We start from the raw sequence: 25,308 nt of genomic DNA on the forward strand, positions 1-25,308 counted from the left end.
ATGACGATTACTCCGCAGGAAGCGCTGCAGCGCACGATCGAGCACCGCGAAATCTTCCACGACGAGATGCTGCACCTGATGCGGCTCATCATGCGCGGCGACATGTCGCCGGTGATGGCCGCGGCGATCATCACCGGATTGCGCGTGAAGAAGGAGACGATCGGCGAGATCGCCGCCGCCGCGACCGTGATGCGCGAATTCGCGAACCATGTCGAGGTGCAGGACAACTCGAACTTCGTCGACATCGTCGGCACCGGCGGCGACGGCTCGCATACGTTCAACATCTCGACCGCGTCGATGTTCGTCACGGCCGCGGCCGGCGCGAAGGTCGCGAAGCACGGCAACCGCGGCGTGTCGAGCAAGTCCGGCAGCGCCGACGTGCTCGAGGCGCTCGGCGTGAACATCGACCTGCAGTCGGAGCAGGTCGCCGCGTCGATCGCCGAAACGGGCATGGGCTTCATGTTCGCGCCGAACCATCACCCGGCGATGAAGAACATCGCGGCCGTGCGGCGCGAACTCGGCGTGCGCACGATCTTCAACATCCTCGGCCCGCTGACCAATCCGGCCGGCGCGCCGAACCAGCTGATGGGCGTGTTCCACCCCGACCTCGTCGGTATCCAGGTGCGCGTGATGCAGCGCCTCGGCGCGCAGCACGTGCTCGTCGTATACGGCAAGGACGGGATGGACGAGGTGTCGCTCGGCGCCGCGACGCTCGTCGGCGAATTGCGCGACGGCAAGGTGCACGAATACGAGATCCATCCGGAGGATTTCGGCCTGCAGATGGTGTCGAACCGCACGCTGAAGGTGGAAAATGCCGACGAGTCGCGCACGATGCTGCTCGGCGCGCTGGACAACCAGCCGGGCGTCGCGCGCGAGATCGTCACGCTGAACGCGGGCACCGCGCTGTATGCGGCGAACGTCGCCGAATCGATCGCGGACGGCATCCAGCTCGCCCGCGAAGCGATCGCGAGCGGCAAGGCGCGCGCGAAAGTCGACGAACTCGTGCGCTTCACGCAGCAGTTCAAGCGCTGACTCCCCTTACGAATCAAGCAGGAATCCCCATGAGCGACATTCTCGACCGAATCATCGCCGTCAAGCGCGAAGAAGTCGCGGCGGCCATGCGCAGCACGCCGCTCGAGGCACTGAAGCTGGACGCCTCCGCGCGCGACCTGCGCGACTTCGTCGGCGCGCTGCGTGCGAAGCACGCGGCCGGCGACGCCGCGGTAATCGCCGAAATCAAGAAGGCCAGCCCGTCGAAGGGCGTGCTGCGCGAGCACTTCGTGCCGGCCGACATCGCACGCTCGTATGCGGTGCACGGCGCCGCGTGCCTGTCGGTGCTGACCGACGAGCAATTCTTCCAGGGCGGCGTCCGCTACCTCGAAGAGGCACGCGCGGCCTGCACGCTGCCGGTGCTGCGCAAGGACTTCATCGTCGACGCGTACCAGATCGTCGAAGCCCGCGCGATGGGCGCCGACGCGATCCTGCTGATCGCCGCCGCGCTCGATACGCCGCTGATGCAGGACCTCGAGGCGTATGCGCACTCGCTCGGCCTCGCGGTGCTGGTCGAAGTGCACGACCGCAACGAGATGGAACAGGCGCTGACGCTCAAGACACCGCTGCTCGGCATCAACAACCGCAACCTGCGCACGTTCGAGACGTCGATCCAGACCACGCTCGACATGCTCGACATGATTCCGGCGGACCGCATCGTCGTGACCGAATCGGGCATCCTGTCGCGCACCGACGTCGACACGATGCGCGCGGCGAACGTGAACACGTTCCTCGTCGGCGAAGCGTTCATGCGCGCCGAGCAGCCGGGCGAGGAACTCGCGCGGATGTTCTTCTGATGGCGATCGAAAAGGAAATCAAGCTCGCGCTGCCGGCCGGTCAGGCCGACGCCGCGCGACGCTTCTTCGAGACGCTGACCGGCGAACCCGGCCGCGACGTCACGCTCGCGAACGTCTACTACGACACACCCGATCTCGCGCTGGCGCGCTCGAAGAGCGCGGTGCGCGTGCGTCGCACGCCGCACGGCTGGCTGCAGACCTTCAAGACGGTCGGCAGTGCGGAAGGCGGCCTGCATCGCCGCCACGAATGGGAACTGCCGGTCGCCGGCGACGCGCTCGAGATCGACGCGCTCGTCGCGGCCTGCGACGTGCCGGAAGCGGCCGCCGCGCTGAATAATGCGGCCGGCGCGCTGCATGCGCTGTTCCGCACGGATTTTTCGCGTACGCTGTGGCGCGTCGCGATCGGCGGTGCGACCGTCGAGGCCGCGGTGGACCTCGGCGAGATCGTCGTCCAGGCGGAACACGAAACGCGCCGCGAACCGATCAGCGAAATCGAACTCGAACTGATCGACGGCCCGGAAGCGGCGCTCTCGACGCTTGCCGCCGAACTGCAGCAGGCGCTGCCGGGCCTCGCTCCCGAAAACATCAGCAAGGCGCAGCGCGGCTACCGGCTGCGCGCGCAATAAACACGCATCACGCATGGCAACCCGCAAGACTTCCCGCGCGCCGCAACAGGCGTCGCTGTTCGACGATCCCGTGCCGGAAACGGCACCGGCCGATATACCGTCCGCGGCTTCCAAGCCGCCCGCGGCCGAGCGCAAACCCGCGAAGAAAACCGCGGCACCGGCCCCCGCCGCGGCGGCACCGCAGCCCGCCGCCGCCGACGTTCCGCATCTCGCCGCGCAATTCGACGCGCTGCCGGCCGTCTGGCGCGACGTGCTGAAGCCGTTCACCGACAGCGACGCGTACGCGCCGCTGTGCCGCTTCGTCGACGACGAGCGCGCAGCCGGCAAGACGGTCTACCCGACCGACGTGTTCCGCGCGCTGCGCCTGACGAGCCCCGACGACGTGAAAGTCGTGATCCTCGGCCAGGATCCGTACCATGGCGACGATCGCGGCACGCCGCAGGCGCACGGCCTCGCGTTCTCGGTGCCGCCGGCCGTCCGCACGCCGCCGTCGCTGCGCAACATCTTCAAGGAAATCGCCGCGAACTTCGGTCACGACACGCCGCGCCACGGCTGTCTCGACACATGGGCGCGCCAGGGCGTGCTGCTGCTCAACACCGTGCTGACGGTCGAGCGCGGCGCGGCCGCCAGCCATGCGAAGCGCGGCTGGGAGCAATGCACGGACACGCTGATCCGCGAACTCGCCGGCCGTCATCGCGGGCTCGTGTTCATGCTGTGGGGCGCACACGCGCAGGCGAAGCGCGCGCTGTTCGACGCGAGCGCGCATTGCGTGCTCGAGGCGCCGCATCCGTCGCCGCTATCCGCACACCGCGGCTTCCTCGGCTGCCGCCATTTCGCGCTCGCGAACGATTATCTGGTCGATGCGGGCCGCGAGCCGATCGACTGGCGCCTGCCGGAAGTCGCCGAAACGCTCGCTTGACGCGCTGCCGGTTCCTTCGTGCCGGCAAGCACGCAAAAACGCCGCGCCCCTTTCGGGAACGCGGCGTTTTTTTCGGGCGACGCAGAGGCAGCAGGTGCGTCGCACCCGCAGCGGCCTTCCTTACGCGGCGGCGATCGCTTCGCGCGCGCTCGCGAGCGCGGCACTCTGCGCATCCGGGCCGAGATTCAGGCCTTCGGCGAAGATGAAGCTCACGTCGGTCAGGCCGATGAAGCCGAGGAAGGTGCGCAGGTACGGCGTCTGGCTGTCGTTCGGCGTACCGGCGTACTTGCCGCCGCGGGCCGTCACGACGTGAACCTTCTTGCCCTTGATCAGGCCTTCCGGACCGTTCTCGGTGTAGCGGAACGTGACGCCGGCACGGGCGATCCAGTCGAAGTACGTCTTCAGTTGCGACGAGATGCCGAAGTTGTACATCGGGGCGCCGATCACGATGACGTCGGCGGCTTGCAGCTCGGCGATCAGTGCATCGCTCTTCGCGACGATCGCATTCTGCTCCGCGGTGCGCTTGTCGGCCGGCGTGAAGAACGCGCCGAGCACCGATTCGTCGAGGTGCGGCAGCGCATCGGCCAGCAGGTCGCGAACCACGACCTTCGCGCCGGGGTTCGATTGTTGCAGCTTTGCCGTCAGTTCGTTGGCCAGCAGCGTGGATTGCGCACCTTGCGAACGCGCAGCGGAATTGATTTGCAGAATGGTCGTCATGTCAGGCTCCGGTGGGGTTGCGCTTCGGTAGCGCGAGTGACGCCATTGTGCGTGGCCGCATGACCGTGAAAAAGCGGGTTCAGGGCGACGGATTGTTGCAGCAGCAGAACAATCCGTGATCGCGCCCCGATACCCGTCTTCTTACGTTCACCCCTTCAGCCAGGTTTCCCGGGCCCTGGAGACCGCGACCGGCTTCGCGGCCGCCGTCAGCCGGTAGCGCGTGACTTCCGGGCCGTCGAGCTTCAGTTTCGCGGTACGCAGCTCGTCGCGGCGGAATGCGTGCACCTCGACCTTGTCGCCCGGCCGGTAGCGCGCGAGCAGCGCATCGAGGTTCGTGCCCGTCACGCGCAGCCCGTCGACCGCGATCAGCGTATCGCCGGCCGACAGCCCCGCGCGATGCGCGGCACCGCCTTCGTAGACCGCCGCGAACGTGCAGTCCGTGCCGCCGCGCAGACGCGCACCGATCGTCGGCTTCGCGGCCGCGCCGTTCGCGACATCAGGCGCCAGCGTCACACCGAACGGCGCGAACAGCTCGGCGAGCGGCAGGTCGCGCGTGCCGTGCACGGCATCGGTGAACAGGCGGCCGAGCGCGACGCCCGTCGCTTCCTCGATCAGTGCGTCGACTTCGTTCTCCTCGACGCCCGCCTGCTTGCCGCGGTAGAAGTCGCGGCCGTAGCGCTGCCACAGCAGACGCATCACGTCGTCGAGCGACTTCCGGTTGCGCGTCTGCGCGCGGATCGCGAGATCGAACGCGAGCGCGACGAGCGAACCCTTCGTGTAATAGCTGACGATCGCGTTGGTCGCATTCTCGTCCTGGCGGTAGTACTTGATCCACGCGTCGAACGAGCTTTCCGCGACGCTCTGCTTGAGCCGGCCCGTGCCGCGCAGCACGCCGCCGATCGTCCGGCCCAGTGCCGCGAAATATTCGTCCTGCGACATCAGCCCGCTGCGCACCAGCATCAGGTCGTCGTAATACGACGTGAAACCCTCGAACAGCCACAGCAGCGACGTGTAGTTCTCGCGCGTCAGGTCGTACGGCACGAACGCCGCGGGCTTGATGCGCTTCACGTTCCACGTGTGGAAGTACTCGTGGCTGCAGAGGCCGAGATAGGTGCGATAGCCTTCCGTCGTTTCCGGCCGCCCCTTCACCGGCAGGTCGGTGCGGTTGCAGATCAGCGCGGTCGACGCACGATGCTCGAGGCCGCCGTAGCCGTCGCTGACCGCGAGCGTCATGAACACGTAGCGGTCCATCGGCGCCTTCTTGGACTTCGGCTCGAACAGCGCGATCTGCGCTTCGCACACGCGCTTCAGGTCGGTGCGCAGCCGCTCCATGTCGAGCTGCGTCACGCGCCCGGCGATCACGATGTCGTGCGGCACGCCATGCGCGTCGAACGTCGCGAGCGCGAATTCGCCGATCGTCACCGGATGGTCGGAAAGCTCATCGTAGTTCGCGGCGCGATACGCGCCGAAACCGTAGCGCTTCGTGCCGCGCGCTTCGGGCAGCGCGGTGCCGACGCGCCACGTGCGGAACGCCGCGCCGGCCGGTTTCGCGATGTCGACCTCGCACGGCGCGGCCTCGCGGCCGGCGACGCTCAGGAACACGGCCGTCGCGTTGAAGAAGCCGCCCGATTCGTCGAGATACGCGGAGCGCACCGACAGGTCCCACGCGTACACGTCGTAGCGCAGCGTCAGCGCGCCGGTCACGGGCGCGGCCTGCCACGTGTGCTTGTCGGTCTTCGCGATGCGCACCTTGCGGCCCGCGTCGTTGAACGCACCGAGCGTCACGATGTTGCGCGCGAACTCGCGCACGAGGTAGCTGCCCGGAATCCATACCGGCAGCGAGAAGCGCTGGCCTTCCGGATCGGGATCGGCGACCGTCACCGATACTTCGAACAGGTGCGCGGCAAGATCTTTCGGGACAATCGAATAGCGGATCGGCTGGGTCATCGTGGCAATCGGTCGGTCGAATACGGCGGCGAAAACGAAGAGAGGCGCCGGCAGATCATGCGGGCGCCCCTCGCTCGCCGGGCCATGTGCCCGGCGTGTAGTCGGTTACTTGCTCGAGGCGAGCGCCTGATTGAGCTGGTCGGCCGAGACCGCGCCCGGCAGGCGGCGGCCGTCCGGCAGGAAGATCGTCGGCGTGCCCGTGACGTTCATCCCGCGCCCGAGCGCGAGGTTCTTGTCGAGCGCGGTGGTATCGCAGGTGCCGGCGCCGGACGGGGTGCGGTGGTCGAGCATCCAGCCTTCCCACGTCTTCGCACGGTCGGTCGCGCACCAGATCGCCTTCGACTTCACGGTCGAATCCGGCGACAGCACCGGGTACAGGAACGTGTAGACGGTGACGTTGTCGACCGACTGCAGCGTCGTCTCGAGCTTCTTGCAATACGGGCAGTTCGGATCGGAGAACACCGCGATCTTGCGGGCGCCGTTGCCCTTGACGACCTTGATCGCGTTCGCGAACGGCAGGCTCGCGAAGTCGATCTTGTTGATTTCGGACAGGCGTGCGTCGGTCAGGTTCTTGTGCGTCTTGGTGTCGACGAGATCGCCGAGCAGCACGTAGTCGCCCGCCGCGTCGCTATAGATGATCTGCGAGCCGAGGTTCACTTCGTAAAGGCCGGCGACCGGCGATTTCGACACGCTCTTGATCGGCGCATCGTTGCCGAGACGGGCTTGCAGCGTGGCCTTCAGCTTGTCGGTGGTCTGGTCGGCCTGCGCGGTGCAGCCAAGCGTCGCCATCGTGACGGCCAGCGCCAGCGACGCGATGCGGATCGTTTTTTTCATCGAAATCTTCCTTCAGCTCAATCGGTGTGCACGGCACAGTGTACGCCGTAACGGAACCGTCTCCGACCGGCGAAGCGGCGGAAGGTTCGTTCAGCCGAGCGCGGCCGACACGAGCCAGCGCTTCACGAGCGGCTGCGCACCGACGAAGGCCATGCCCGCATTGCGCACCGCTTTCGCGAGCGAGCCCGGCACCGCGAAGAGCCGCTGCAGGCCGTCGGTCGCGACCATCAGCGCGCGGATGTCCTCGCGGCGCGAACGCTCGTAGCGGCGCAGCAGCACCGTGTCGCCGAGGTTGCGGAAGCTTTCCTTGCCCGCGATCGCGTCGACGAGCGCCGCGACGTCGCGCAGCCCAAGGTTCATCCCCTGCCCGGCGAGCGGGTGGATCAGGTGCGCGGCGTCACCGACCAGCGCGACGCGCGGCGCGATCAGCTTGTCGACCGTCTGCAGCGCCAGCGGGAAACCGGCGGCCGGCGTCACGCATTCGAGCGTGCCGACCTGGCCGTGCGACACGCGCTCGACCTCGGCCGCGAGCTGCGCGGGGTCGAGCGCGAGCAATTCATCGGCATGCGCGGTGTGCGCGGACCACACGAGCGACACGTGGCCGTCCGGCAGCGGCAGCAGCGCGACGATCTCGCCCTCGTGGAACCACTGGTAGGCCGTCTCGCGGTGCGGCAGCGACGCCTTGAAGTTCGCGACGACGCCCGTCTGCCGGTAATCGCGCCGTTCGACCCGGGCCCCCATTTGGGAACGCACCCACGAATGCGCGCCGTCGGCGCCGACGACCAGATCGGCTTCGAGCACCTGTCCCGACGACAGCGTGAGCACGGCCGCGTCGTCGCGCACGTCGAAGCCCTGTGCGCGCGCGTCGAACCACGTGAGGTTCGGCTGGAACCGCAGGGCGGCGTCGAGCGACGTCTCGACCAGCGACGATTCGGCGATCCATGCAAGTTGCGGCACGGAGGCCTGGTAGGCGGAAAAATGCAGTTCCGCATGCGCGTCGCCGTACACGCGCATGTCGAAGACGGGCGCGAGCCGGCCGTGGTCGAGCGCCTGCCAGACCCGCAGCCGCTCGAGCAGCGCCTGCGAACTGGAAGACAGCGCGTAGACGCGGGTGTCGAACGCGAGATCGGCGGGGCGCGGCGTGGCCGGCTGGGCAAGCAAGGCGGTCTTGTAGCCGGACTGGGTCAGCGCGAGCGCGGCCGTCTTGCCGACGAGCCCGCCGCCGACCACGGCGACGTCGAAGGAGTGGTGGGCAGTCATGGCGGGCATTATAGCCGCGGGGCCAAACCCTTACGCGGCCGGACTTTGCGGGAAATCAGCAGAATCGCTGGCGGCCGATGCGGCGGGGCGGCCCGTCGCATCGGCCGTTCGGCGCAACCCCGGAATCCGGGGCGTCGGCACGGTACAATAGCGTCTTTGACCGTCGGCTCGCCGCGCTCCACGCGCCGGCCGCCCTTTTTTTCCCGCGCCGCCGTGCCCTGTCCGGCCGCGCCGCCTTACCCGTCCGAAGGATTCCATGAGTCTCAAATGCGGCATCGTCGGCTTGCCCAACGTCGGCAAGTCCACCCTGTTCAATGCGCTGACCAAGGCCGGCATCGCCGCCGAGAACTACCCGTTCTGCACGATCGAACCGAACGTCGGCATCGTCGAAGTGCCCGATACGCGCCTGAAGGCGCTCTCCGAGATCGTCAAGCCGGAGCGTGTCGTGCCGGCCGTCGTCGAATTCGTCGACATCGCGGGCCTCGTCGCGGGCGCGAGCAAGGGTGAAGGCCTCGGCAACCAGTTCCTCGCGAACATCCGCGAAACCGACGCGATCACGCACGTCGTGCGCTGCTTCGAGGACGAGAACGTCATTCACGTCGCCGGCAAGGTCAGCCCGATCGACGATATCGAAGTGATCAACACCGAACTCGCGCTGGCCGACCTCGGCACCGTCGAGAAGGCGCTCACGCGCTATTCGAAGGCCGCGAAGTCGGGCAACGACAAGGAAGCGGCGAAGCTCGTCGCGGTGCTCGAGAAAGTGCGCGCGCAGCTCGACCAGGGCAAGGCCGTGCGCGGCCTCGCGCTGTCGGACGACGAAGCGGCGCTGCTCAAGCCGTTCTGCCTGATCACCGCGAAGCCGGCGATGTACGTCGCCAACGTGAAGGACGACGGCTTCGAGAACAACCCGCACCTCGAGGCGGTGCGCAAGTACGCGGAAAGCGAGAATGCGCCGGTGGTTGCCGTGTGCGCGGCGATCGAAGCGGAAATCGCCGATCTCGACGATGCGGACAAGGAAGCGTTCCTCGCCGACATGGGCATGGAAGAACCGGGCCTCGACCGCGTGATCCGCGCGGGCTTCACGCTGCTCGGCCTGCAGACCTACTTCACCGCGGGCGTGAAGGAAGTGCGCGCGTGGACGATCCATATCGGCGACACGGCGCCGCAGGCAGCCGGCGTGATCCACACCGACTTCGAGCGCGGCTTCATCCGCGCGCAGACGATCGCGTTCGACGACTTCATCGCGTACAAGGGTGAACAGGGTGCGAAGGAAGCCGGCAAGATGCGCGCAGAAGGGAAGGAATATGTCGTGCACGACGGCGACGTGATGAACTTCCTGTTCAACGTCTGAGCGTTGCATCGACCGATGCCGTGTGAATCACGCGGCATCGCGCAACACGTGCCCGGCACGAAAAACGAATGGCCCGACGGCAAGCGCCGTCGGGCCATTTTCATTGCGGGACGTTCCGCCAGCCAGCGGCGAACGCCGTGCGTCCGCCGCCGCTTCGTCATGACATCAGGTCGCCGACACCCGCCGCCCCGCGCTCGCCTGCGCATCGCGCCCACGCTTGTTCAGCCACGACGCCAGCAGCACGATCAACGCCAGCACGGCCGTCGCCCCCACTTCCATCCGATGCTCCTCGCTGACGAACATCACGGTCAGCGTGCCGCAGATGAACAGGATCACCGCCCACGTGAGCCACGGGAACAGCCACATGCGCAGCGTCAGGTCGGCGCCGGTCGATTCGAGCGTCTTGCGCATCCGCAGTTGCGAGATCGCGATCACCAGATACACGAGCAGCGCGATCGCGCCCGACGTCGCGAGCAGGAAGCCGAACACCTGCTCCGGCATCAGGTAGTTCGCGATCACGGTCACGAAGCCGAATGCGGTCGACGCGAGCACGGCCGCGCGCGGCGTGCCGGTCGAATCGGTGCGATGCAGGAACGCCGGCGCGTCCTTGCGCTTCGACAGCGAGAACAGCATCCGCGACGCGGTGTACAGCGCCGAATTCAGGCAACTGGCGACCGACACGAGCACGATCACGTCGATGATCGCTTTCGCGTTCGGGACGCCGATCAGTTCCATCGCGCGCTGATACGAGCCGTGCTTCGGCAGCAGCGGGTCGTTCCACGGCACGATGGCCGCGACGATCAGGATCGAGCCGAGATAGAACAGCGTGATGCGCCAGATGACCGAGTTGGTCGCGCGCACGATCTGGCGTTGCGGGTTGTCCGATTCGGCGGCCGCGATCGTCACGATCTCGGTGCCGAGGAACGAGAACATCGTCGTCAGCATCGCCGCCAGCACCGCGCCGGCGCCGTTCGGCATGAAGCCGTGGTGCGCGAACAGGTTCGACACGCCCGATACGGCGGGCGCCGGGATGATTCCGACGATCGCCGCGCCGCCGATGCACAGGAACACGACGATCGCGACGACCTTGATCAGCGCGAACCAGAATTCGAATTCGCCGTAGTTCTTGACGGAGAAGAGGTTGGTGAGGGTAAGCAGCAGCGTGATGCCGAGCGCGAAGATCCACGTCGCGACGCCCGGGAACCATGCATTGAGGATGGTCGCGGCGGCCGTCGCCTCGATCGGGATCACGAGCACCCAGAACCACCAGTACAGCCAGCCAATCGTGAAGCCGGCCCAATGGCCGATCGCGCGATCGGCATAGGTCGAGAACGACCCGCTGTCCGGATGCGCGACGGCCATTTCGCCGAGCATGCGCATCACCAGCACGACCAGCACGCCCGCGATCGCATACGCGAGGATCGATGCCGGACCGGCTTCCGCGATCGCGTGGCCGGAGCCGACGAACAAGCCCGCGCCGATGACGCCGGCAATCGACATCATCGTCACGTGACGCTGCTTCAGGCCCGTGCCGAGGCCCGTGTTGCTTCCATTCATCTGTCTCTCTCCAAAAAACGGTTCCGGTATGACCGGGTGTCGCGTGAAGGCGGCGCGGGGCGTTGTCGTTCTTGATTCCGGCTGCGGCCGTGCGTGCGTCGCACGCGGGCGTGAGGCCAGGTGGGGCCGTTCGGGTCGGTGCGCCCACGCAGTCTGCGAAGCTGCGGGTGCGATGCGGCGTGCAAGACGCCGGCGCATCGCGTGCGCCCTTTCCATCGGCTGTCGTCAGCCGCCTTCGAAGCGAAGGAGTGTAAGCATCAAACGGTTCGTCACTAAGAACCAATTGAAGAATTTCGATGGAACCACTCGTTGCATCGATGCGAACCGATGCAACGCTTGATCCGGCGTGGTGCCGGATTCCGCGCCGTTAGTGCGCCGCTTCGTCCCGCCACCTGGCCGGGACGATCGCGTGCCATTCGCGCAGAAGCAGGTTTTTCACGGCGTCGGGGTGCGCGACCGACAGGCGGACCAGCACGATCGGCCAGCCGGCATAGTGATCGGTCACGTAATACACGTCGGGTTCCGATTCGATCAGCCAGGCGCGCTCGTCGGGACCGACACCCTTCACGACAAGCGTGTCGCCGTCCTCGCGCAGCCGCGCGAGCATCCTGCCCTTCACCTTGAGTGCGGGCGTGCCGTACGACGTGCCCTCCTCGACACCGCGCCACGCGAGCGCGATCTGCCGGACGTCGTCGAATGTCACGATGCCTCCCTGACCGTGGGCCGATGGTTGCCGGTCCGGCCACGCTACCGGAAATCGCGCGGCACGCCCAGCCGGATGCGCCTATCCGCCGGTTGCGCGCGCGGCCGCCGGCGCCCGTCCGGTCGTCGCGACGATCGCGAACGCGATCGCATTCGCGGCGGCGCTCGCGAGGATCGGCACGAGATAACCGCCGCCCGCGTCGAAGATGAAGCCGGCAGCGGCCGGGCCGATCAGCGTGCCGAACGCGACGCTCGTGTACAGGATGCCGATGATCGCGCTCACGTTGCGCCCGCCGAAATAGTCCATCACGACCGCCGGCAGCACGGCGACCCAGCCGCCATAAAACACGCCGAACACGAGCGCGAACGCGGCGAGCGTCGCGACGGTGCCTGCCCCCGCCCATGCGACGAGCGCCACGGCCATGCCGGCGAACATCGCCAGCAGCGATGCGCGGCGGCCGAAGCGGTCGGCCAGGCCGCCGAGGAAGAAACGCCCGGCCGTGCTGCCGACGCCGATCGCCCCGAGCAGCAGCACGGCCGTGGGCGGCGCGACGCCGTGATCGAGCGCGTACGGCACGAGGTGAACGAACGGGACGAACACGCCGAACGAGCACACGAGGCATGCCGCGTAGAGGCTCGCGAACGGCCGCGACGTGACGGCTTCGCGCACGGTCGCCCCGGCCTGCACCTTCACACGGGCCGAGGCGGCACCGGCATGCCGGCTGTCATCGTCGGCCGCATCGCCATCGGGCAGCAGTCCGCGCCCGCGCGGATCGTTCTCGATCAGCAGCGACATGCCTGCGCCCAGCACGACCGCGATCACGGCGAGCGTGAAATACGCGCCGCGCCAGCCGGCATGCGCGATCAGCGCGGACGCGAGCGGCGGCATCACGAGCGTGCCGACGCCGATCCCCGCGACCGCGAGCCCCGATGCGAAGCCGCGCCGGCGCACGAACCAGCGCTGCACGGCACCGACGGCCGGCACGTACGCGCAGCCGACGCCGAGTCCGACCCCGAGCCCGTACGCGACATAGACCTGCAGCAGCGTGTGCGCCGCGCCGGCCGCCGCGAGCCCCGCGCCGGTCAGCAACATCCCGGCGACGGCGAGCCGCCGCGAGCCGAAGCGATCGGCCAGCGGCCCGCTGACGATGCCGAAACCGAAATACAGGAAGCCGGCGAGCGAGAACACAAGCGAAATCTGCCCGCGCGACGCGGCGAAATCCCGCTGCAGCGACTCGACGAACGCGCTGAACGTATACGCGCTGCCGAACCCGACCAACGTGACGGCGAACGCGGCCGCGACCACGTACCAGCCGTAGAAGAGGCGCGGTGCGCCCGGGCGGTTCATGACGATGCTCCTCTCAGGTTCCACCGGCCGCCAGGCAGCGCCCGGATTGCCTCATGGATATAGATGAACTATGTTGATCGCATCCGCTACCGAAACGCGGTCACGCAACGTGTGATCCGATACATCAACGGTACTCGCGCATACACGCGGCCTCAAACGATATTTCGTCGGCCTTTCGCTTTAGAAAAACTGAATGAATCGTTCCCGCCTTCCGCCACTCAACGCCCTGCGCGCCTTCGAAGCTGCCGCCCGCCACCTGTCGGTGAAGTCGGCCGCCGAAGAGCTGTCGGTCACGCCCGGCGCGGTGAGCCAGATGATCCGCACGCTCGAGGCGCATCTCGGCGTGCAGCTGTTCGAGCGCGTGAACCGCGGCATCCTGCTGACGGCCGCCGGCCGCGACTACCTGCCGCCCGTGCGCAACGCGTTCCGGCAGATCGCCGACGCGTCGCAGCGCGTGTCGGGCGCCGCCGACAGCGGCGCGCTGACGGTGAGCGTCACGCCGTTCTTCGCGTCCGCGTGGCTCGTCCCGCGCCTCGCGCAGTTCCGGCACGCGTGCCCGGACGTCGACCTGCAGGTCGTCACGAGCCACGCGCTCGCGGATTTCTCGCGCGACGGCGTCGATGTCGCGATCCGTCACGGCCTCGGGCGCTACATCGGGCTGTGCAGCGAGCGCCTGCTGACGGTGGAGATCGTCGCGCTCGCGTCGCCCGAACTCGTCGCGCGGCTCGGCAGGCCGGCGACGCCGGCCGACCTCGTCGGCTGGCCGCACCTGCACGACGCCGAGCGCAAGGGCTGGCACATCTGGTTCGGCGCGCAGCGGATCGACGATTTCGGGCCGCCGCGCGGCCCCGCGTTCGACGACTCGGGCCTGCTGCTGCAGGCGATCGTCGCCGGCCAGGGCGCCGGGCTGCTGCCGGCCGCGATGGTGCGCGGAGAGCTGGCGAGCGGGCGACTCGTGCAGCTTGCTGAGGTCGCCTGGCTCGACGATTTCGCGTACTACCTCGTCTATCCGCCGCATCACGCCGAGCGGCCGAAGGTCGCCGCGTTCCGCCGCTGGATTCTCGAGGCCGCGCAGGCGGACGGCGCGGCGTCGATGTCCGGCGCGGCGTAGCGTCGCGCCGCCGCGCGGCGCCGGCACCGGTCGGACGCCGATCCGTTAACATGCGGCGCGGGCGATCCGCCCGACATCGATAACAACAAACCGACCGGGAGAGACCATGCCTGCCCTGTTCCGCCGCGCGACACGCATCGCGGCACTGTCCGCCGTCTTCCTTGTCACCTGCGCCGCGTTGCCCCACCCCGCACACGCGTACCGCGCATCGCCCGGCTACGGCAACGAAGCCGATCTCGACCGTCACGACACGTATCGCAACCGCGACGGCGAGACCGTGCACGCGCCCGCGCATTCGAAATCGGGCCGCGTGCCGGACGGGGCGAGCGCGCGCTGCCGCGACGGCACGTACAGCTTCAGCCGCCATCGACGCGGCACGTGCTCGGGGCACGGCGGCGTCGCCGCGTGGCTGTAACGCGACGCATCCGGACGGCTGCGCGGCGCCAGCGGCAGCCGGCGGCGAAGTACAATACGCGTTCGCGCCGCCGACACGCGGCGCCGCCGCCGCGCCCCGCGCGGCACGCTCCGTACCGAATCACCCGACGCCGCCACGCCCGCACGCTGCGCGGCCGTCTCAACCACTTCTGACTTTCACACCGAAATGGCCCAATACGTTTTCACGATGAACCGGGTCGGCAAGATCGTGCCGCCCAAGCGCCAGATCCTGAAGGACATCTCGCTGTCGTTCTTTCCCGGCGCGAAGATCGGCGTGCTCGGCCTGAACGGCTCGGGCAAGTCGACGCTGATCCGCATCATGGCGGGCGTCGACAAGGACATCGAGGGCGAAGCCACGCCGATGCCGAACCTGAACATCGGCTACCTGCCCCAGGAACCGCAGCTCGATCCGACGAAGACCGTGCGCGAAGCCGTCGAGGAAGGCCTCGGCGACCTGTTCCAGGCCAACAAGAAGCTGGAAGAAATCTACGCGGCCTACGCGGAACCGGACGCCGATTTCGACGCACTCGCGGCCGAGCAGGCGAAGTACGAGGCGATCCTCGCGTCGAGCGACGGCGGCAGCCCCGAGCAGCAGCTCGAAGTGGCGGCCGACGCGTTGCGCCTGCCGCCCTGGGACGCGAAGATCGAGCATCTGTCGGGCGGTGAAAAGCGCCGCGTCGCGCTGTGCAAGCTGTTGCTCGAAAAACCGGACATGCTGCTGCTCGACGAACCGACCAACCACCTCGACGCCGAATCGGTCGACTGGCTCGAGCAGTTCCTGGTGCGCTTCCCGGGCACGGTCGTCGCCGTGACGCACGATCGCTACTTCCTCGACAACGCAGCCGAGTGGATTCTCGAACTCGACCGCGGCCACGGCATTCCGTGGAAGGGCAACTACAGCAGCTGGCTCGACCAGAAGGAAGAGCGCCTGAAGCAGGAAGAAGCATCGGAATCGGCACGCCAGAAGGCGATCAAGAAGGAACTGGAGTGGGTGCGCCAGAACCCGAAGGGCCGTCAGGCGAAGTCGAAGGCGCGTATCGCGCGCTTCGAGGAACTGAGCAGCCAGGAATACCAGAAGCGCAACGAAACGCAGGAAATCTTCATTCCGGCCGGCGAACGCCTCGGCAATGAAGTGATCGAGTTCAAGAACGTCAGCAAGTCGTTCGGCGACCGCCTGCTGATCGACAACCTGAGCTTCAAGATTCCGGCCGGCGCGATCGTCGGCATCATCGGCCCGAACGGCGCCGGCAAGTCGACGCTGTTCAAGATGCTCACGGGCAAGGAACAGCCGGATTCGGGTGAAGTCGTGATGGGCCCGACGGTGAAGCTCGCGTACGTCGACCAGAGCCGCGACGCGCTCGACGGCTCGAAGACGGTGTTCGAGGAAATCTCGGGCGGCGCCGACGTGCTGACGGTCGGCAAGTACGAAACGCCGTCGCGGGCGTACATCGGCCGCTTCAACTTCAAGGGCGGCGACCAGCAGAAGATCGTCGGCAACCTGTCCGGCGGTGAACGCGGCCGTCTGCACCTCGCGAAGACGCTGATCTCGGGCGGCAACGTGCTGCTGCTCGACGAACCGTCGAACGATCTCGACGTCGAAACGCTGCGCGCGCTGGAAGACGCGCTGCTCGAATTCGCGGGCTCGGTGATGGTGATCTCGCACGATCGCTGGTTCCTCGACCGGATCGCGACGCACATCCTCGCGTTCGAAGGCGATTCGCAGGTCACGTTCTTCGACGGCAACTACCAGGAGTACGAAGCCGACAAGCGTGCGCGCCTCGGCGAGGAAGCCGCGAAGCCGAAGCGTCTGCGCTACAAGCCGATCAGCCGCTGACCGGCACGCCGGCCTGGGCATCCGGCACCGCGGCAACGCGAGGCCGAATGCCCGAGGCGGCCGCCTCCGGATCGGCAGAACGAAAAAGCGGGCCCGTGGCCCGCTTTTTTTATCGCCGCGCGGTCGCCCGCTGTCGCTTACGCGAGCGCGCCCAGTTCGCGCAACCGTGCCTCGGTCGCCGCCGCGCTCGTGTGATGAATGCCGTGCCAGCCGAGCGCCGTCGCGGCCTGCGCATTCTTCGCGTTGTCGTCGATGAACACGAGCTCGTGCGGCGCGATACCCGGCAGGTGCGGCACGATCCGCGCATGCATCTCGCGATAGATCGCCGGATCGGGTTTCACGAGCTTCACGCGGCCCGACACGACGATGTCCCTGAATCGCCGCAGCACCGGGAAGTTGTCCCACGCGTACGGAAACGTCTGCGCGGACCAGTTCGTCAGGCCGAACAGCGGCATCCCCTGCGCGTCCAGCCGGTCGACGAGCGCGGCGCCCTCTTCCAGCACGCCGCGGATCATCTCGTGCCAGCGCGCATAGAACGCGCGGATCAGCGCCTCGTGCTCCGGAAACTTCGCGACGAGCTCGGCCGTGCCTTCCTCGATCGTCTGCCCGCCGTCCTGGCGGATCACCCAGTCCATCGCGCACACGTGCGTGAGAAACCAGCGACGCTCGGTTTCGTCTGGAATCAGCTCACGGTAAAGGTACTCGGGGCTCCAGTCGATCAGCACGCCGCCGAAATCGAACACCACGGCCTTGATCGTCATGCAAACTCCGCAGCAAGGACTTCCGCGAGCAGACGCGGCGTCACCGCGTTGCCCGACAGCGAGTTGTTGTTCCAGATGAAGTGGTGGTGCGCGACGATCTGCGCGGCCGACAGGTGCGCACGCTCGTTCGTCGTGTGCAGGTCGGACACGACGGTCGTCCGGTAGCCGAGCAGCGCGGCGCGCGGCCGAATCGACGCAGAACTCCGTCGCATAACCGCAGATCAGCACCGAACGGATGCCGTGCCGATCGAGCTGCGCCGCGAGCGGCGTGTCGTGGAACGAATCGCTCACCTGCTTGCGCACGCGCCAGTCGTCGCCGCCGACGACCAGCCCCGCATGCAGCTCCCAGCCCGGCGTGCCGGGCACGATGTCGTCGTCCGCATCGCCGTCGTGCTGCACGAAACAGACGGGCGCGTTGGCCGCGCGCGCGGCCGCCGTCAACCGGTTGATGCCCGACACGACCTCGTCGAGCCGGTAGGCAGGCCGCGCCCGCTCCACCAGCCCGCGCTGCATGTCGATCACGATCACTGCGGTGTCCGTCATGGCTTGCCCTCGGTTCTGTCGTTCGGCTTATGTCGGCTTATGGTCCGGCCGTTGCCGCCGGCGGCGTCAGATCGGCTGCGTGCGCGCGTCGAGCCACGCTTTCGCATCGCCGCTCACGTGCCTGCCGACGCGCTCGCGCACCGTCGCGTGATACGTGTTCAGCCATGCGCGTTCCTCGTCGTGCAGCATCTCGATCAGCACGCAGCGCGTGTCGATCGGGCACAGCGTCAGCGTCTCGAACGCGAGAAAATCGCCGAACTCCGTCTTTCCGGCCGCGCGGTTCACGACCAGGTTCTCGATCCGGATGCCCCACTGGCCCGGACGGTATACGCCAGGCTCGATCGACGTGATCATGCCTTCTTCCATCGCCGTGTACGGCTCGGCCGGCGCGTAGTGCGAGATGACCTGCGGGCCTTCGTGCACGTTCAGGAAATAGCCGACGCCATGCCCGGTGCCGTGGCCGTAATCGAGCCCGGCCGCCCACATCGGCGCGCGCGCGATCGCGTCGAGCATCGGCGAGCGGATGCCGCGCGGGAAGCGTGCGCGCGACAGCGCCATCATCGATTTCAGCACGATCGTGAAATCGCGCCGCTGCAGGTCGCTGACGGTGCCGACCGGCACGACGCGCGTGATGTCGGTCGTGCCCGTCATGTACTGGCCGCCCGAATCGATTAGCAGCAGGCCGTCGCCGGCGATCGTCGCGTGCGACTCGCGGGTCGCGTGGTAGTGCGGCATCGCGCCGTTCGCGTTGAAGCCCGCGATCGTCGCGAAGCTCGCCGACACGTAGCCGGGGCGCCGTGCGCGTGCGGCCGTGAGCTTCTCCTCGATCGTCAGCTCGGTAATCGTCTCGCGGTTCACGGCCTGCTCGAACCATGCGAAGAATTCCGCGAGCGCGGCGCCGTCGTGTTCCATCGTCACGCGCACGTGTTCGATCTCGGCGGACGTCTTGCGCGACTTCGCGAACGTCGACGGATTCACCGCCTCGACGAGCTTCACGCCGGCCGGCACGGCCTCGAGCGTGCCGAACGTCACGCGGCGCGGGTCGATCAGCAGCGTCGCGCCGGCGGGCAACGCCGCGAGCGACGCGCGCGCGTCGCCGTACGCACGGACGTCGACGCCGTCCCGCGCGAGCGACTCGGCCAGCGCCGGCGACACCTTGCCGTCGGCGATGAACAGCGTCGCGCGATCGGCGCCGATCATTGCGTGCGCAACGAACACGGGATTGAAGTTGACGTCGGCGCCGCGCAGGTTGAACAGCCAGGCGAGATCGTCGAGCGTCGACACGAAATGCCACTGCGCGCCCTGCGCGTGCATCGCGCGGCGCACCTCGGCCAGCTTGCTCGCGCGCGTCGTGTCGGCCTGCGGCGCCGTGTGCTCGAACACAGCGTCGCCGGGCAACCCCGGCCGCTCCGGCCAGATCGCGTCGAGCAGGTCGAGATCGGTGCGCAGCGCGATGCCGCGCGCGCTCAGCGCGGCCGTCAGCCCGCGCGCCGCCGCGACGCCGAGCACCGCGCCGTCGACGCCGACCGTCGCGCCGGCCGGCACGTTCTGCGCCAGCCAGTCGACATGCGGCGCGCTCTGCTGGCCGCCCGTCATCTTCATCAGTTGCACGCCCGTGCCGGCCAGCTCGGCGTCGGCCTGCACCCAGTAGCGGCTGTCGACCCACAGCCCCGCGAAATCCGCGGTCACGACCAGCGTGCCGACCGAGCCCGTGAAGCCGGACAGCCAGCGGCGCGCCTGCCAGCGCTCGGGCAGATACTCGGACAGATGGGGATCGGCGGACGGCACGAGATAGGCGGCCAGGTCCTCGCGGGCCATGGCACCGCGCAACAGCGCAAGGCGGGCCGGCACCGGCGAGACTTCGGGAAGACGGGCATTCATGATTTCACCTGAGAGCATTCAGCGACGGGCCGACAGCGCGACCGTCACGGCTACGGCAAGGAACGCGACGCCGGTGCAGACCGGCCATTCGAGCGTCTCGCCATCGTAAAACAGTCCCGAGAGATTGCCGGCCATGCGGGCGGCGGCCGCACCGACGATGCCGGCGAGCACCGCGATCCACCACGCCGGCCGACTCATGCGCCGCATCGGATGCAGCCAGCGGCCGAACAGCCCGACGGCCGCTCCCAGGACAATGATTCCAAACCAGTTCATTCGACGCCTTCTATAAATTCAGATTCGTCCCATAGGCGTGAACGTTACCAGCGGCTAGCATCGATTCATCCATCGAACCCGAGACCAGCCGGGTGCCGCGAACGTTCGAGTGTAGGGGCCGACTCGACGTTATGGCAAGCGCGCACCGGCTACCGTAATGAAGAAACTCTCATGCGAATCGCTCTGATCGATCCCGAGTCGCGTCGCGCCGCGCTCCTGAACCGGCTGCTCTTCGCGGGCGGTCACGTGTGCCACGCGTTTCCGTCCAGCACCGCCTTCTTCGCGTGGCTCGCGGCCGACAACACCTGCGACATGCTGATCACCGGCCACTGGGCCGGCGATCAGCCCGCCGAGGAAGTCATTCCGCGCGCGCAGACGGTCCTGCCCGGGTTGCCGGCCATCGCCGTGATGCAGTCGCCGCGCGAAAGCGAAATCGTCTCGTGCCTGCACGCGGGCGCCGACGATTGCCTCGCGCGGCCCGTGAGCGGCCCCGAACTGCTTGCGCGCGTCAACGCACTGAGCCGGCGCGCCGGCGTACGCCGGCCGCCGACCCGCTCGCGCGAAATGTATGGGGAATACGCATTCGACGCAACGCACGACCTCGTGCGCTTCGGCAACGCAATCGTTTCACTGACGCCCAAGGAATTCCGTTTCGCCCAGCTGCTGTTCACGAACCTGTCGCGGCCCGTGTCGCGCGCCCATATCCTCGAAACCGTGTGGGGGCGCCGCCGCGACATGAAGTCGCGCACGCTCGATACGCACGCATCCCGGCTGCGCAGCAAGTTGCAATTGCTCCCGGAGCGCGGCTACCGGCTGTTGCCGCTCTACGGCTACGGCTATCAGCTCGACCGCGTGCCGATCGAACCCCCAAATTCCCGGCCCCGCCACGCTGATGCTCGGTATGCCGCGAGTGAGGAAATCGCTGAAACGCTATAATATGGGGCTAAACGATAGCCCTCGATATGCAACTCCTCACGATCGGAATCAATCACCACACTGCGCCTGTCGCCTTGCGCGAACGCGTGGCGTTTCCGCTCGAGCAGATCAAGCCGGCTCTCGTCACGTTCAAGAACGTGTTTCTCGGCCCCCAGGCACCCAATACGCCCGAAGCGGCGATCCTCTCCACCTGCAACCGCACCGAACTGTATTGCGCGACCGACGATCGCGCGGCGCGCGAAGGCGCGGTCCGCTGGCTGTCGGAGTATCACCGGATTCCGGTCGACGAGCTCGCCCCGCATGTGTACGCGCTGCCGCAGTCGGAAGCGGTCCGGCATGCATTCCGCGTCGCGTCCGGCCTCGATTCGATGGTGCTCGGCGAAACCCAGATTCTGGGCCAGATGAAGGACGCGGTCCGCACCGCGACGGAAGCCGGCGCGCTCGGCACCTATCTGAACCAGCTGTTCCAGCGCACGTTCGCGGTGGCGAAGGAAGTGCGCGGCACGACCGAAATCGGCACGCAGTCGGTGTCGATGGCCGCCGCCGCGGTGCGCCTCGCGCAGCGGATCTTCGAAAAGGTGTCGGATCAGCGCGTACTGTTCATCGGTGCCGGCGAGATGATCGAGCTGTGCGCGACGCACTTCGCCGCGCAAGGCCCGCGCGAACTCGTCGTCGCGAACCGCACGGCCGAACGCGGCCAGCGGCTCGCCGAACGCTTCAACGGCCGCGCGATGCCGCTGGCCGACCTGCCGACCCGCATGCACGAATTCGACATCATCGTGTCGTGCACCGCATCGACGCTGCCGATCATCGGCCTCGGCGCGGTCGAGCGCGCGGTGAAGGCACGCCGCCACCGCCCGATCTTCATGGTCGACCTCGCGGTGCCGCGCGACATCGAGCCCGAAGTCGGCAAGCTGAAGGACGTGTTCCTCTACACCGTCGACGATCTCGGCGCGATCGTGCGCGAAGGCAACGCATCGCGCCAGGCCGCGGTCGCGCAGGCCGAAGCGATCATCGAGACGCGCGTGCAGAATTTCATGCAATGGCTCGACACGCGCAGCGTCGTGCCGGTGATTCGTCACATGCATACGCAGGCCGACGCGCTGCGCCGCGCCGAAGTCGACAAGGCGCAGAAGCTGCTCGCACGCGGCGACGATCCGGCCGCCGTACTCGAGGCGTTGTCCCAGGCGCTGACCAACAAGCTGATCCACGGCCCGACGAGCGCGCTCAACCGCGTGAACGGCGCCGATCGCGATTCGCTGATCGACCTGATGCGCGGCTTCTACCAGCACGCGCCGCGCTCGAACGACCAGTCCGGCCACTAGCGCCGCCCGGTCGCCCTGCCGCCGGCCGCGCGCCGGCCTATCCTTTCCGAATACCCCTTGCCCGGGAGCGCCGCTCCACACCATGAAAACGAGCATGCAACGCAAGCTCGACCAGCTGTCCACACGGCTGGCCGAACTGAACGACCTGCTGAGCCGCGAAAACGTCACGGCCGACCTCGACCAGTACCGCAAGCTGACGCGTGAACATGCGGAACTCGGCCCGGTCGTCGAGCAATACGCGCTGTGGCGCCAGTCGCGCAGCGACGAGAAGGCCGCGCAGGAACTGCTCGCCGACCCGTCGATGCGGGACTTCGCCGAAGACGAAATCCGCAGCGCGCGCGACGATATGGCGCGCCTCGAGACCGAGCTGCAGAAGATGCTGCTGCCGAAGGATCCGAACGACGATCGCAACATCTTCCTCGAAATCCGCGCGGGCACGGGCGGCGACGAATCGGCGCTGTTCGCGGGCGACCTGCTGCGCATGTACCTGCGCTTCGCGGAACGCCAGCGCTGGCAGGTCGAAATGATGTCGGAGAGCGCGTCGGATCTCGGCGGCTACAAGGAAGTGATCGTGCGGATCGCGGGCCAGGGCGCGTTTTCGCGCCTGAAGTTCGAATCGGGCGGCCATCGCGTGCAGCGCGTGCCGGCGACCGAGACACAGGGGCGCATCCATACGTCCGCGTGCACGGTCGCGGTGATGCCGGAAGCCGACGAAATCGGCGAAGTCGAGATCAACCCGGCCGACCTGCGGATCGACACGTTCCGCGCATCCGGCGCGGGCGGCCAGCACATCAACAAGACCGATTCGGCGGTGCGCGTCACGCACATCCCGACCGGGATCGTCGTCGAATGCCAGGACGACCGCTCGCAGCACAAGAACAAGGACCGCGCGCTGAAGGTGCTCGCCGCGCGCATCAAGGACAAGCAGTATCACGAGCAGCACGCGAAGGAAGCCGCGACGCGCAAGAGCCTGATCGGCTCCGGCGACCGTTCCGAACGGATCCGCACGTACAACTTCCCGCAAGGCCGGATGACCGACCACCGGATCAACCTGACGCTGTACCGGCTCGAGGCGATCATGGACGGCGATCTCGACGAACTGATCGGCGTGCTCGTCAGCGAGCACCAGGCCGAGCTGCTCGCGTCGCTCGGCGAAGCCGACTGAGGCCGCGATGCCCGACACCACCGCCGCCGAATTGCTGCGCGCGTCACCGCTCGACGCGGTCGACGCACGCGTGCTGCTCGCGCACGCGCTCGGCTGGACCCGCACACAGCTGATCACGCGCGGCGATGCGCCGCTCGATGCGGCCGCGGTCGAACGCTACCGCGCGCTCGAAGCGCGCCGCGTCGCCGGCGAACCCGTCGCGCAACTGGTCGGGATCCGCGAGTTCTTCGGCCGCCCGTTCGACGTGACGCCCGACGTGCTGATCCCGCGCCCCGAGACCGAACTGCTCGTCGAAGCCGCGCTCGATGCAATCGACGGGCTGCCGCATCCGGCCGTGCTCGATCTCGGCACCGGCAGCGGCGCGATTGCCGTGTCGATCGCCGCCGAGCGTCCCGATGCACGCGTGTGGGCGCTCGACCGCTCGCCGGCCGCGCTGGTCGTCGCGCAGCGCAACGCAGGCAAGCTGCTCGACGCAGGCCGCCCCGGCGGCCCGCTGCAGTGGCTGCAGAGCGACTGGTACGCGGCGCTCGATCCGGCGCTCGTGTTCGACACGATCGTCAGCAACCCGCCGTACATCGCGCGGCACGATCCGCATCTCGCGCAGGGCGACCTGCGTTTCGAGCCGCGCGGCGCACTCACCGACGACGCCGACGGCCTCAGCGCGATCCGCACGATCGTCGCGGGCGCCGGCGCCCATTTGAAACCGGGCGGCACGCTCTGGATCGAGCACGGCTACGATCAGGCCGAAGCCGTCCGCGACATTCTCGCCTCGCACGGCTTCGTCGCGGTCGAATCGCTCGCCGATCTCGCCGCGATCGAACGCACGACAGGCGGCCGGCGGCCGGGCTGACGCCCGGCTCGCCCGGTTGAAATCCGCTATCATTTCGTTCTAACGCCCCGCAAACGCAAGGTCAGTCATGGACACCCAACAACGCATCAAGCAAATCGTCGACGAAAACCAGGTCGTGCTCTTCATGAAGGGCAACGCGCAATTCCCGATGTGCGGCTTCTCGGGCCGCGCCGTGCAGGTGCTGAAAGCCTGCGGCGTCGACCAGTTCAAGACGGTCAACGTGCTGGAAGACGACGAAATCCGCCAGGGCATCAAGGCATTCTCGAACTGGCCGACCATTCCGCAGCTCTACGTGAAGGGCGAGTTCATCGGCGGCTCGGACATCATGATGGAGATGTACCAGTCGGGCGAACTGCAGCAACTGTTCGCCGCCGCCTGACACGCGGCAGCCGCTGCCCTTTCGATGGCCTCTCCCAGCGCGCCGCCACGCCGGCTGATCGTCGCGATCACCGGCGCCACCGGCGCGATCTACGGCGTCCGGCTGCTCGATCTGCTGCGCGCCGCGGGCGGCGTCGAAACGCACCTGCTGATTTCGAACGCCGGCTGGCTCAACATCCAGCATGAACTGAAGCTGCCGAAGGCCGAGGTCGAACGCCGAGCGGACGTCGTGCACTCGGTGCGCGACGTCGGTGCGACGATCGCGTCGGGTTCGTTCGCGACCGACGGGATGGTGATCGCGCCCTGTTCGATGAAGACGCTCGCGAGCGTCGCGCACGGGCTGTCCGACAACCTGATCACGCGCGCGGCCGACGTCACGCTGAAGGAACGCCGCCGTCTCGTGCTGATGGTGCGCGAAACGCCGTTCAACCTCGCGCATCTGCGCAACATGACCGCCGTCACCGAGATGGGCGGCATCGTCTTTCCGCCGCTGCCCGCGTTCTACGCGATGCCGAAGACGATCGAGGAACTCGTCGACCAGACCGTCACGCGCGTCCTTGACCTGTTCGCGCTCAGCGCGCCGCAGACGACACCCTGGGCCGGCATCCGGCACGCGCAGTAAGCCCCCCTTCTTCGCTCATCTTCGCCGATTTTCACGGCAATTCACTCGATTGCACGCGCACTGACGATTTCGCACACCGTCACGCA

General features: G+C 67.7%; 24 protein-coding genes and 1 pseudogene. 14 read left to right on the forward strand and 11 right to left on the reverse strand.

Going from position 1 to position 25,308, the window contains the following annotated elements:
* From trpD to AC0KUR_RS25525, 4 genes are read left to right on the forward strand one after another with little or no spacing between them, the layout of a single operon-like run.
* Entirely contained in the window at window positions 1-1,032 is a 1,032-nt protein-coding gene (trpD, locus tag AC0KUR_RS25510; RefSeq protein ID WP_027788472.1) for an anthranilate phosphoribosyltransferase, read from the forward strand.
* 29 nt (window positions 1,033-1,061) lie between these two features.
* The gene (gene trpC, locus AC0KUR_RS25515; protein WP_473376566.1) at window positions 1,062-1,847 is read left to right on the forward strand and encodes an indole-3-glycerol phosphate synthase TrpC; all 786 of its coding nucleotides are present in this window, start codon (window positions 1,062-1,064) and stop codon (window positions 1,845-1,847) included.
* Window positions 1,847-2,473 carry a CYTH domain-containing protein gene (locus tag AC0KUR_RS25520; protein WP_069705988.1) on the forward strand — a complete coding sequence of 209 codons (627 nt, stop codon included), beginning with the start codon at window positions 1,847-1,849 and terminating at the stop codon, window positions 2,471-2,473. Before trpC ends, AC0KUR_RS25520 begins: the two co-directional genes overlap by 1 nt.
* Window positions 2,474-2,486: 13 nt before the next feature.
* Entirely contained in the window at window positions 2,487-3,392 is a 906-nt protein-coding gene (locus AC0KUR_RS25525; RefSeq protein WP_367190152.1) for a uracil-DNA glycosylase, read from the forward strand.
* Window positions 3,393-3,512: 120 nt separating this feature from the next.
* Here the strand turns inward: AC0KUR_RS25525 and AC0KUR_RS25530 are convergent, their stop codons facing one another.
* The 4 genes from AC0KUR_RS25530 to AC0KUR_RS25545 all read right to left on the reverse strand — a co-directional run bounded on the left by AC0KUR_RS25530 (window position 3,513) and on the right by AC0KUR_RS25545 (window position 8,159).
* Window positions 3,513-4,109 (reverse strand): FMN-dependent NADH-azoreductase, encoded by a 597-nt coding sequence (locus AC0KUR_RS25530; protein ID WP_034187484.1) that lies wholly within the window; start codon window positions 4,107-4,109, stop codon window positions 3,513-3,515.
* Window positions 4,110-4,256: 147 nt separating this feature from the next.
* The gene (locus tag AC0KUR_RS25535; RefSeq protein ID WP_034187485.1) at window positions 4,257-6,056 is read right to left on the reverse strand and encodes a M61 family metallopeptidase; all 1,800 of its coding nucleotides are present in this window, start codon (window positions 6,054-6,056) and stop codon (window positions 4,257-4,259) included.
* Between the two features lie 105 nt (window positions 6,057-6,161).
* Window positions 6,162-6,890 (reverse strand): DsbC family protein, encoded by a 729-nt coding sequence (locus AC0KUR_RS25540; RefSeq protein ID WP_034187486.1) that lies wholly within the window; start codon window positions 6,888-6,890, stop codon window positions 6,162-6,164.
* A 90-nt stretch (window positions 6,891-6,980) separates the two neighbouring features.
* On the reverse strand, window positions 6,981-8,159 hold the full coding sequence (locus AC0KUR_RS25545; protein WP_034187487.1) for a UbiH/UbiF family hydroxylase: 1,179 nt from the start codon (window positions 8,157-8,159) through the stop codon (window positions 6,981-6,983).
* Window positions 8,160-8,406: 247 nt separating this feature from the next.
* Here AC0KUR_RS25545 and ychF point away from each other — a divergent pair, with 247 nt between their 5' ends.
* Window positions 8,407-9,501, forward strand: coding sequence for a redox-regulated ATPase YchF (gene ychF, locus AC0KUR_RS25550; RefSeq protein WP_473376567.1), 1,095 nt, complete (start codon window positions 8,407-8,409; stop codon window positions 9,499-9,501).
* Between the two features lie 165 nt (window positions 9,502-9,666).
* Here the strand turns inward: ychF and gabP are convergent, their stop codons facing one another.
* The 3 genes from gabP to AC0KUR_RS25565 all read right to left on the reverse strand — a co-directional run bounded on the left by gabP (window position 9,667) and on the right by AC0KUR_RS25565 (window position 13,108).
* A complete protein-coding gene (gene gabP / locus AC0KUR_RS25555) occupies window positions 9,667-11,058 on the reverse strand; it encodes a GABA permease (RefSeq protein ID WP_473376568.1) in 1,392 nt (463 codons plus the stop codon).
* A 367-nt stretch (window positions 11,059-11,425) separates the two neighbouring features.
* On the reverse strand, window positions 11,426-11,761 hold the full coding sequence (locus AC0KUR_RS25560; protein WP_034187490.1) for an MmcQ/YjbR family DNA-binding protein: 336 nt from the start codon (window positions 11,759-11,761) through the stop codon (window positions 11,426-11,428).
* An 81-nt stretch (window positions 11,762-11,842) separates the two neighbouring features.
* Window positions 11,843-13,108 (reverse strand): MFS transporter, encoded by a 1,266-nt coding sequence (locus AC0KUR_RS25565; RefSeq protein WP_473376569.1) that lies wholly within the window; start codon window positions 13,106-13,108, stop codon window positions 11,843-11,845.
* Between the two features lie 193 nt (window positions 13,109-13,301).
* Here AC0KUR_RS25565 and gcvA point away from each other — a divergent pair, with 193 nt between their 5' ends.
* The 3 genes from gcvA to ettA all read left to right on the forward strand — a co-directional run bounded on the left by gcvA (window position 13,302) and on the right by ettA (window position 16,488).
* Window positions 13,302-14,219 (forward strand): transcriptional regulator GcvA, encoded by a 918-nt coding sequence (gcvA, locus tag AC0KUR_RS25570; protein ID WP_473376570.1) that lies wholly within the window; start codon window positions 13,302-13,304, stop codon window positions 14,217-14,219.
* A gap of 106 nt (window positions 14,220-14,325) precedes the next feature.
* Complete coding sequence (locus AC0KUR_RS25575) at window positions 14,326-14,634, forward strand: DUF3761 domain-containing protein (protein ID WP_069705994.1); 309 nt, start codon at window positions 14,326-14,328, stop codon at window positions 14,632-14,634.
* A 186-nt stretch (window positions 14,635-14,820) separates the two neighbouring features.
* Window positions 14,821-16,488, forward strand: a complete 1,668-nt coding sequence (gene ettA, locus AC0KUR_RS25580; protein WP_006494122.1) for an energy-dependent translational throttle protein EttA — start codon at window positions 14,821-14,823, stop codon at window positions 16,486-16,488.
* Between the two features lie 137 nt (window positions 16,489-16,625).
* Here ettA and AC0KUR_RS25585 read toward each other — a convergent pair whose 3' ends face one another.
* The 4 genes and pseudogenes from AC0KUR_RS25585 to AC0KUR_RS25600 form a co-directional block, all read right to left on the reverse strand.
* Entirely contained in the window at window positions 16,626-17,249 is a 624-nt protein-coding gene (locus AC0KUR_RS25585) for an HAD family hydrolase (protein WP_049028997.1), read from the reverse strand.
* Window positions 17,246-17,792: pseudogene (locus AC0KUR_RS25590) on the reverse strand (cysteine hydrolase family protein). The gene AC0KUR_RS25585 and the pseudogene AC0KUR_RS25590 overlap by 4 nt, the downstream one beginning before the upstream one ends.
* Window positions 17,793-17,858: 66 nt before the next feature.
* Window positions 17,859-19,673, reverse strand: coding sequence for an aminopeptidase P family protein (locus tag AC0KUR_RS25595; RefSeq protein WP_034187496.1), 1,815 nt, complete (start codon window positions 19,671-19,673; stop codon window positions 17,859-17,861).
* An 18-nt stretch (window positions 19,674-19,691) separates the two neighbouring features.
* A complete protein-coding gene (locus AC0KUR_RS25600) occupies window positions 19,692-19,946 on the reverse strand; it encodes a hypothetical protein (protein ID WP_473376571.1) in 255 nt (84 codons plus the stop codon).
* Window positions 19,947-20,117: 171 nt separating this feature from the next.
* On the opposite strand from AC0KUR_RS25600, the gene AC0KUR_RS25605 reads away from it, so the two are divergent.
* The 6 genes from AC0KUR_RS25605 (at window position 20,118) to AC0KUR_RS25630 (ending at window position 25,222) form a co-directional block, all read left to right on the forward strand.
* Window positions 20,118-20,882, forward strand: coding sequence for a response regulator transcription factor (locus AC0KUR_RS25605; protein WP_034187498.1), 765 nt, complete (start codon window positions 20,118-20,120; stop codon window positions 20,880-20,882).
* Window positions 20,883-20,908: 26 nt separating this feature from the next.
* On the forward strand, window positions 20,909-22,207 hold the full coding sequence (gene hemA, locus AC0KUR_RS25610; RefSeq protein ID WP_011350794.1) for a glutamyl-tRNA reductase: 1,299 nt from the start codon (window positions 20,909-20,911) through the stop codon (window positions 22,205-22,207).
* A gap of 82 nt (window positions 22,208-22,289) precedes the next feature.
* Complete coding sequence (gene prfA / locus AC0KUR_RS25615) at window positions 22,290-23,372, forward strand: peptide chain release factor 1 (RefSeq protein ID WP_473376572.1); 1,083 nt, start codon at window positions 22,290-22,292, stop codon at window positions 23,370-23,372.
* 7 nt (window positions 23,373-23,379) lie between these two features.
* Window positions 23,380-24,222 (forward strand): peptide chain release factor N(5)-glutamine methyltransferase, encoded by an 843-nt coding sequence (gene prmC, locus AC0KUR_RS25620; protein WP_069705995.1) that lies wholly within the window; start codon window positions 23,380-23,382, stop codon window positions 24,220-24,222.
* 67 nt (window positions 24,223-24,289) lie between these two features.
* Complete coding sequence (gene grxD, locus AC0KUR_RS25625; protein ID WP_006477066.1) at window positions 24,290-24,601, forward strand: Grx4 family monothiol glutaredoxin; 312 nt, start codon at window positions 24,290-24,292, stop codon at window positions 24,599-24,601.
* A gap of 24 nt (window positions 24,602-24,625) precedes the next feature.
* Entirely contained in the window at window positions 24,626-25,222 is a 597-nt protein-coding gene (locus tag AC0KUR_RS25630; RefSeq protein WP_034187501.1) for a UbiX family flavin prenyltransferase, read from the forward strand.
* Window positions 25,223-25,308: the final 86 nt, after the last annotated feature.

Source organism: Burkholderia sp. YHN3-13, from assembly GCF_055810675.1.